At 64.1% G+C, this 7,718-nt stretch carries 9 protein-coding genes and 1 other RNA gene; 4 read left to right on the plus strand and 6 right to left on the minus strand.

Annotation, left to right across the window (positions count from 1 at the left end):
- The 4 genes from EOD07_RS14885 to ffs form a co-directional block, all read right to left on the minus strand.
- The coding region (locus EOD07_RS14885; protein ID WP_164772257.1) for a cell wall hydrolase at window positions 1-625 on the minus strand (625 nt) is incomplete at its 3' end.
- A 217-nt stretch (window positions 626-842) separates the two neighbouring features.
- Window positions 843-1,166: a YbaB/EbfC family nucleoid-associated protein gene (locus tag EOD07_RS14890; protein ID WP_127236014.1), complete on the minus strand. Its 324-nt coding sequence runs from the start codon at window positions 1,164-1,166 to the stop codon at window positions 843-845.
- Window positions 1,167-1,188: 22 nt separating this feature from the next.
- On the minus strand, window positions 1,189-3,009 hold the full coding sequence (locus EOD07_RS14895; protein WP_127236015.1) for a DNA polymerase III subunit gamma/tau: 1,821 nt from the start codon (window positions 3,007-3,009) through the stop codon (window positions 1,189-1,191).
- 106 nt (window positions 3,010-3,115) lie between these two features.
- Window positions 3,116-3,212, minus strand: an RNA gene (gene ffs, locus EOD07_RS14900) — signal recognition particle sRNA small type.
- Window positions 3,213-3,394: 182 nt separating this feature from the next.
- Between ffs and EOD07_RS14905 the strand changes: the two genes are divergently transcribed.
- From EOD07_RS14905 to EOD07_RS14915, 3 genes are read left to right on the plus strand one after another with little or no spacing between them, the layout of a single operon-like run.
- Window positions 3,395-3,814 (plus strand): HIT family protein, encoded by a 420-nt coding sequence (locus tag EOD07_RS14905; RefSeq protein ID WP_040985997.1) that lies wholly within the window; start codon window positions 3,395-3,397, stop codon window positions 3,812-3,814.
- 55 nt (window positions 3,815-3,869) lie between these two features.
- Window positions 3,870-4,811 carry an NAD(+) diphosphatase gene (nudC, locus tag EOD07_RS14910; RefSeq protein WP_071069809.1) on the plus strand — a complete coding sequence of 314 codons (942 nt, stop codon included), beginning with the start codon at window positions 3,870-3,872 and terminating at the stop codon, window positions 4,809-4,811.
- A gap of 10 nt (window positions 4,812-4,821) precedes the next feature.
- Window positions 4,822-5,124, plus strand: coding sequence for a Dabb family protein (locus tag EOD07_RS14915; RefSeq protein WP_040985999.1), 303 nt, complete (start codon window positions 4,822-4,824; stop codon window positions 5,122-5,124).
- Between the two features lie 295 nt (window positions 5,125-5,419).
- On the opposite strand, the gene EOD07_RS14920 is transcribed toward EOD07_RS14915, so the two are convergent.
- The gene (locus EOD07_RS14920) at window positions 5,420-6,283 is read right to left on the minus strand and encodes a prephenate dehydratase (protein ID WP_071069911.1); all 864 of its coding nucleotides are present in this window, start codon (window positions 6,281-6,283) and stop codon (window positions 5,420-5,422) included.
- 9 nt (window positions 6,284-6,292) lie between these two features.
- Window positions 6,293-7,021, minus strand: a complete 729-nt coding sequence (locus EOD07_RS14925) for a 3-deoxy-manno-octulosonate cytidylyltransferase (protein ID WP_073989432.1) — start codon at window positions 7,019-7,021, stop codon at window positions 6,293-6,295.
- 193 nt (window positions 7,022-7,214) lie between these two features.
- Between EOD07_RS14925 and EOD07_RS14930 the strand changes: the two genes are divergently transcribed.
- On the plus strand, window positions 7,215-7,718 hold a 504-nt coding region (locus EOD07_RS14930; RefSeq protein WP_164772258.1), incomplete at its 3' end, for a cytochrome c family protein.

The raw sequence follows: 7,718 nt of genomic DNA on the forward strand, positions 1-7,718 counted from the left end.
CGGCGGAAGCCACCAGAACGGGCGCGGTAGGATCGATTTTCCGCGACTTTTCGGACGCCATGGCCACCATCGGTTCATCCGGCAGCGGCTGCCAGTTGCGGCCGCGCTTCTCGTAGAAGGCGTTGCCACCGGCCACCATGGTGTAGTGCATGTTCTTGTATGGGAAGTGCAGGCCGGCGGTGTGGAAATACATCGTGTTCTTGAGCTTGGCCTTGCGCTCGCCCCTCAACACCGCGTCCGCGGCTTCCTCGACGTCGGGCAGCGCCTTGGAGTTCATCGGCCGCGTCATCACGCCGGGGGCGAACTGCCCCCTCTCGCCGACGACCTCGCAGATGGTGTTGCCATGCTGACCCGAGCGCAGCCGGTTCATCACGACCGTGCCGACGGCGATCATGCCGTCGCGGCTCGACCGGTTGGACTCGAAGAACATCGCCCTTTGCAGGCATTCCTTGTCCTTCGGCGAGTGACTGGTACGCGTGGTGAGGAAACTCGGCGTGAGGGCGTTGGTCAAACCTGACACCGACATGCCATGGGAGGAAGTGGTCTGGCTGCAACCGGCCAGGAGCAAGGGGGAAGTGACGACGCCGATAAGCAGCAGCGGCGTCTTCCATCGCGTCGCGATCACCAAAAAAGCCTCATGTCCAGATGCCAGCCCGCCCCGAGATGTGGCAAGAATGAGACTCTTTCGGGCAAAAAGATGGCTAGAAGGTTAGCAACTTCTGGACTTGGGTAAAACTTTATGAAAGCCGCGAAATGAGCCCGTGAGCATTGCCGGCAAAATGGTTAATATTGCGGTCCGGGCTCAATTTCCGTTCATAATCAATTAACTGGCGCAGGCCACCTCAGAACGGCAATTTCATTCCGGGCGGAATCGGCAGGCCTGCCGTCAACGCCTTGGTCTTCTCCTGCATCACCTGCTCGACCTTATTTTTGGCGTCATTGTGGGCGGCCAGGATGAGGTCCTCGAGGATCTCGGCTTCGTCGGCCTTGATGAGCGAGGGATCGATCTTCAGCGCCTTCATGTCGAACTTGCCGGTCAACGTGACGCTGACCAGGCCGCCACCGGCCTGGCCGGTGGCTTCAAGCGTCGCGATCTCGTCCTGCATGGCCTGGAACTTGGCCTGCATTTCCTTCGCCTTGCCCATCAGGCCGAGAAGATCTTTCATCGGATGGTCCTCTAAGATTGTTTCAGATTTCGTCGTCGTCGGCGGCGGGCTCGACCGGCACTTCGGCTTCGGCGTCTTCCACGTCCGGCACGTCCGGAATGCGCACGTCGATGATCTTGGCGCCGGGGAAGCGCGCGAGGATGGCTGCGACCGTCGGATCGGCCTTGGCGTCGGAGAAGGCGTTCTCGCGCTTGGTCGTCTCCATCTCGGCCAGTGTCTGGCCGCCCTCCTCCTTCGACAGCGACACCAGCCAGTTGCGGCCGGTCCAGGCGCGCAGCTTGGAGGTCAGGTCGTTGAGCAGCATCTTCGGCGCGTCGTCGGTCAAGGTGACATCGAGACGGCCCGGCTCGATCCGCACCGGCCGCACGCAGCGTTTCAGCAGCACCTTGAAGGCCATGTCGCGATTGGCGTCGGCAAGCGCGACGATGTCGGCTAGCGATTTCACCGGAACGACAGGGGTTTCGGCAACCGGCTCCGGCGCGGGAGCAAAGGTGACGGGCGCGGGCTGCGTTTCGACGAGGCGCATCGTCTGCGCACCGCCACCGGTGGAAGTCGGCATCCGCGCCTGCGCCACGGCGCTTGCGCCGCCGCCATTGCCTGGATTTGCCGGCGCGCCATTGGCGCGCGGCGCGCCATTCGGCAGCGGTCCCGCGCCTTCCAGCGATTTCAGCGCCTCGTCCAGCGTCGGCAGGTCGGCGGCATGCGCCAGCCTGATCAGCACCATTTCGCCGGCGCTGACAGGGCGATTGGAGGACTGCACCTCGGGAATGCCCTTCAAGAGCATCTGCCAGGTCCGCGACAGGACGCGCACCGAAAGCGTGCCGGCGAATTCGGCGCCGCGCCGGCGCTCGTCCTCGGAAAGCGAGGCGTCGTCGGCCGCCGTCGGCACGAAACGCAGGCGCGTGACGAGATGGTTGAACTCGGCAAGATCGGTGAGCACGGCGGCCGGATCGGCGCCAGTGTCGTATTGTGCGCGGAACTCGGCGAGCGCAGCCGCCACGTCGCCCTTCATGACATGCTCGAACAGGTCGATGATGCGGGCGCGGTCGGCAAGGCCGAGCATGGCGCGCACCGCGTCGGCGCTGACGGTGCCGCTGCCATGGGCGATCGCCTGGTCGAGGATGGAAAGCGAATCGCGCGCCGACCCTTCGGCGGCCCGCGCGATCATCGCCAGGGCCTCGTCATCGACGGAAATGCCTTCCTTGGCGGCGATCGAGGACAGATGCCCGACCAGCGCGCCGGCATCGATGCGCCGCAGATCGAAGCGCTGGCAGCGCGACAGGACCGTGATCGGCACCTTGCGGATCTCGGTGGTGGCGAAGATGAATTTGACGTGCGGCGGCGGCTCTTCAAGCGTCTTCAACAGGCCGTTGAAGGCCTGGGTGGAGAGCATGTGCACTTCGTCGATGATGTAGACCTTGTAACGGGCCGAGACCGGCGCGTAGCGCACGCGATCGATGATGTCCCTGATGTCGTCGATGCCGGTATGCGAGGCGGCGTCCATCTCGATGACGTCGACATGGCGGCCTTCCATGATCGCCTGGCAATGCTCACCGGGGATCGAAAGGTCGACCGAGGGCTGGTCGACGGTCGCCGTCTTGTAGTTCAAGGCCCGCGCCAGGATGCGCGCGGTCGTGGTCTTGCCGACCCCGCGCACGCCGGTCAGCATCCAGGCCTGGGCGATGCGGCCGGTGGCGAACGCATTGGTCAGCGTGCGCACCATCGGCTCCTGGCCGATCAACTCGGAGAAATTCGAAGGGCGGTATTTGCGCGCCAGGACCCGATAGACGCCGGCCTTACCGGTCTCCAGGCTTCCCGTCCCCAAGTTTCCGGCTTCGCTCATTCGCCGTCAAAAGCTCCCAGGACCGCGACGGAGGGCGGCCTATTCCTGCGCATAATCTCGCCCGCACGGCTTGGCGCCGTCAATGTCGCGGGAGAAAGGCGAAGAGGCGGGAGGCTGGAACAATGACCCGTTCCGGGCTCGTTAGGGCTGCTTCCTTCCGGACCTGACCCGGTTGGCGAGTGGATCGTCCACCACCAACCTCCCGCGCTCCATATCGGCAATTCGGCGGCGAAATGCAAGGGGCAGAGCCGGAACCCGCAGCCACATCGCGACTGGAAAGTCCTTCAAAACGCCAATAGCGGTCAACGAATCGCTTGCAGCCACCTTGCCGCCGCTCTAGCGTTCATTGGTTTGAAGAATGCTACAAAAAACAAAGGAAACGCCCATGCTGCCTGGCCTCAAGGCCGGATTCACGCTGGACGCCCGATTGGAGGCGGATAGCGAGCAGCTTATGTGGCTTGGCCTTTGCGAGCTCAGATTGATGAACGACCGCCGCTGGCCATGGCTGGTGCTGGTGCCGCAGCGGCCGGGCGTCGAGGAAATCCACGAAATGACGCCGCTCGACCAGGCGATGCTGACCTTCGAGACCAACATGGTGGCGCAGGCGCTGAAGCGGGTGACCGGCTGCACCAAGATCAACACCGGCGCTTTGGGCAACATCGTGCGCCAGCTGCATGTCCACGTCGTCGCCCGCTCCGAGGGCGATCCCGGCTGGCCGGGACCGGTCTGGGGGCACGGCATGCGCGAGCCCTACCAGCGCTCCGACATCAGACGGTTTGCCGAAACGATCAAGGCGGCGCTATAAGCTGACCAGTATCCATTCGGCATCACCCCTTGTCCCCCAGCCCGCCCGAGTCCCCATGAGCTTTCGTCTGTTTGACGCGCCCTTGCGCGAGCCGAGCCAATTCGTCGGGTTCGCCGGCAACCGGATCGACCGGCAGTCCGAGAACCGCGCCGACGATGTGGTCGAAAAGGCGCTGGCCGACCGGACCGCGCGGCTGATGCTGATGCATGCCGGCCGGCTTTACCTCAAATTGAAGGACGGCACCTTCGAGCCATGGTTCAAGGCGGATGAAAGCCAGGCCTTCGAGGCTTCGCTCGACCAGGGCGTGCTGCTCGGCTTTTCCGAGGAAGGCCCGGTGCTGGCGGTGCCCGCCGGCGTCGAGCCGGAAAAGCTGCCCGAGACGATCAAGGCGATCGATTATCGCTCCGTCTATATGCAGGGGTTGATCGACGAGGCAGCCGCCGGCGCGCTGGCGCAAGGGGCCGCGCTGCTTGCCTGGCACGCCAGCCACGCCTTCTGCTCGAAATGCGGCAACCGCTCGGAGATGCGGGCCGGCGGCTACCGGCGCCATTGCCCCGCCTGCGGCACCGACCATTTCCCGCGCACCGACCCGGTGGCGATCATGCTGACGGCGACGCGCGAGAAATGCCTGCTGGGGCGCGGCAGGCATTTCGCGCCGGGCATGTATTCGGCGCTTGCCGGCTTCATCGAGCCGGGCGAGACGATCGAGGCGGCGGTGCGGCGCGAGACGCTGGAAGAGGCCGGCATCCGGCTCGGACGCGTCGTCTATCATGCCAGCCAGCCATGGCCGTTCCCCTATTCGCTGATGATCGGCTGCTTCGGCGAGCCGCTCAACGAGGATATCCAGGCCGACCTCAACGAGCTCGAGGACTGCCGTTGGTTTAATCGCGACGAAGTGCGCACGATGCTGGACAGGCAGCATGCCGACGGCCTGATCACGCCGCCGAAAGGGGCGATCGCCCATCACCTCATCCGCGCCTGGGTCGACAGCGAATAGGAGCGCAAGAATGATCCGTCATACCGTGGTGTTCAGCTTGAAGCACGAGCCGCATTCGCTGGAAACGAAGCGCTTCCTCCACGACGCGAAGAAGATCCTGACCGGGATCAAGGGCGTCACTCATTTCGAGCAGTTGCGGCAGGTGAGCCCCAAGAACGACTACCAGTTCGGCTTCTCGATGGAGTTCGCCGACCAGGCAGCCTACACGCGCTACAACGAGCACCCCGACCACGTCGCCTTCGTGCGCGACCGCTGGGTGCCGGAGGTCGAGAAGTTCTTGGAGATCGACTACGTGCCGCTGGGGTTCGGCTGAGATTGGTTCGAGCGCATACGTCGGAGATTGGCGAAGGCCTTCGTGCTTCGTCATCCACGGGCGAAGCAAGGAGCGAAGCGACGCGCGCAGACCCGAGGATCCATGCCGTGACTTCGACGCGTTGCGACGGTCCAGAATTCTGCTCCGCTGCGCCCCTCGACTGAGGTAACGGCATGGATCCTCGGGTCTGCGCTCCGCTTCGCGTCGCTCCGCCCGTGGATGACGAAGTCGCGAAGGCTCCCGCCAATCTCGAAGGTCGTGAGCTCCAAACCGCCGGTTGACCGCCGCTAACCGGTCAGTCCGCCACCTTCCACTGCTCGCGCGAGGCGCTTGCCGGATAGACGCCGAGGATGCGCATTTCGCGCGAGAAGAAGCGCAGCTCGTCCAGCGCCAGCTTGACCAGCGGATCGTCGGGGTGACCTTCGATGTCGGCGTAGAACAGCGTCGCGGTGAAGGCGCCGAGCTGGTAGCTCTCGAGCTTGGTCATGTTGATGCCGTTGGTGGCGAAACCGCCCATGGCCTTGTAAAGCGCGGCAGGCACGTTGCGGACACGGAAGATGAAGGTCGTCATCATCTTAGCGTCCGGCGCGGGACGCTCCACCCATTGCTTGTTCTTGGTCAGCACGACGAAGCGAGTGACGTTGGAATCGGTGTCCTCGACATTCTTCTCGATGATGTCGAGCCCATAAAGCTCCGCGGCCAAAGCCGGCGCCAGCGAAGCCATGGTGCGGTCCTTCACCTCCGACACCATCTTGGCCGAACCCGCCGTGTCGCCGGCGATCACCGGCTTCCAGCCGTTCTTGCGGATGTATTTGCGGCACTGTCCCAGCGCATGGATATGGCTGTGGACGGTCTTGATCTCGTCGCGTTTTACCCCCGGCAGCACCATCAGCTGGAAGTGGATCGGCAGGAAATATTCGCCGACGATGTGCAGCTTCGATTCCGGCAACAGGTGGTGGATGTCGGCGACGCGCCCGGCGATCGTGTTCTCGATGGGGATCATGGCGAGCTCGGCCTTGCCTGTCTCGACCGCGTTGAAGGCGTCCTCGAAGGTCGGGCAAGGCAACGGGTCCATCGACGGGAACATGTTGCGGCAGGCCGTGTCGGAATTGGCGCCGGGCTCACCCTGGAAGGAAATTCTGTTGGTCTTTTCAGGCATGCTCATGTCTCATTTCGAAAGGATCTGCCTGGCGCGTTCGAGATCGTGCGGCGTGTCGACGCCGAGCGGCAGCGATTTGACGATCTCAGCGTCGATGCGCATGCCGGCTTCCAGCGCGCGCAGCTGCTCCAGCCGCTCGCGCCGCTCCAACGGCGACGGTTTGAGCGCCACGAAGCGTTCGAGCGCCGCACGGCGATAGGCATAGAGGCCGATATGATGGTAGAGCGGCCCCTCGCCCCAGGGCGCGGTGGCGCGGGTGAAGTAGAGCGCTTTCAACCGTGTCGCCGAAAGCGGCGAGCCGACGATCTTGACCACATTGGGATTGGTCTTCTCCTCGTCGCGCACGATCTCGACGCCGAGCGTGGCGATATCGACCGATTTGTCCTCGAACGGCCGCAGCGACGCGCCGATGATCTCGGGGTCGATGGTGGGCAGGTCGCCCTGGACGTTGACGATCGTTTCCACCCGTTTTTCAGGGTCGAGCGCCGTCAGCGCCTCGAAAATGCGGTCGGAGCCCGATTCGTGATCCGTGCGGGTCATGACCGCCTCGAAGCCATGCGCCCGCACGGCTTGCGCAACGGCTTCGGTGTCGGTCGCCACCACAACGCGGCCAAGCCCGGCCTCGGCGGCGCGGCGGGCGACATGGACGATCATCGGCGCGCCGGCAATGTCGGCCAGCGGCTTGCCCGGCAGGCGCGTCGAGGCCATGCGGGCGGGGATCAGGATCAAGGTTGACATCGGATTTTTGGGCGGTCGAAAAACGCGGATGGAAAAGTGGCAAAAGGTCTCACTGGAAGCGCCCTTATAGGTGTTGCAACGCCAGAGCAAAAGACCTAGTTTCCGCCCGATTTGACTGGCCTTTCAGGGCAGTTCGCGATACCGACGGACGGAGTGGACGGGACGGTCCGCCGGAAAAGGGAGCAAGGGGCGTATGGATTCCAACGAAGTCAACAAGCTGCTCGGCGGATTTCTGGGAACCTGCTTCATCGTTTTTTCAATAGGCCTCGTCTCGGACGGGCTGTTCGCCTCGCCGGCGCCCGAAAAGCCCGGCTTCGCCATCGAGGCGCAGGAGCCGACCGAAGGCGGCCCGGCCGCTCCCGCCGCGGAAGCCAAACCGATCGCCGACCTGCTCGCCGGCGCCAATGCCGAGGCGGGCGCGGCCATCTTCAAGAAGTGCCAGGCCTGCCATTCCGGTGAAAAAGGCGGTCCGAACAAGGTCGGTCCGGACCTCTGGGACATCGTCGACCGCCCCGTCGCCGAGCACGCGGGCTTCGCTTATTCGGCCGGCATGAAGGATTTCTCCAAGGGCGGCCAGGAGCATTGGACCTACGACAATCTCAACCACTTCATCACCTCGCCGAAGAAGTTCGTGAAGGGCACGGCGATGGGCTTCGCCGGCCTGCCGAAGGATGAAGACCGCGCCAATGTGATCGCC

This window comes from Mesorhizobium sp. M2C.T.Ca.TU.002.02.1.1 (genome assembly GCF_003997225.1).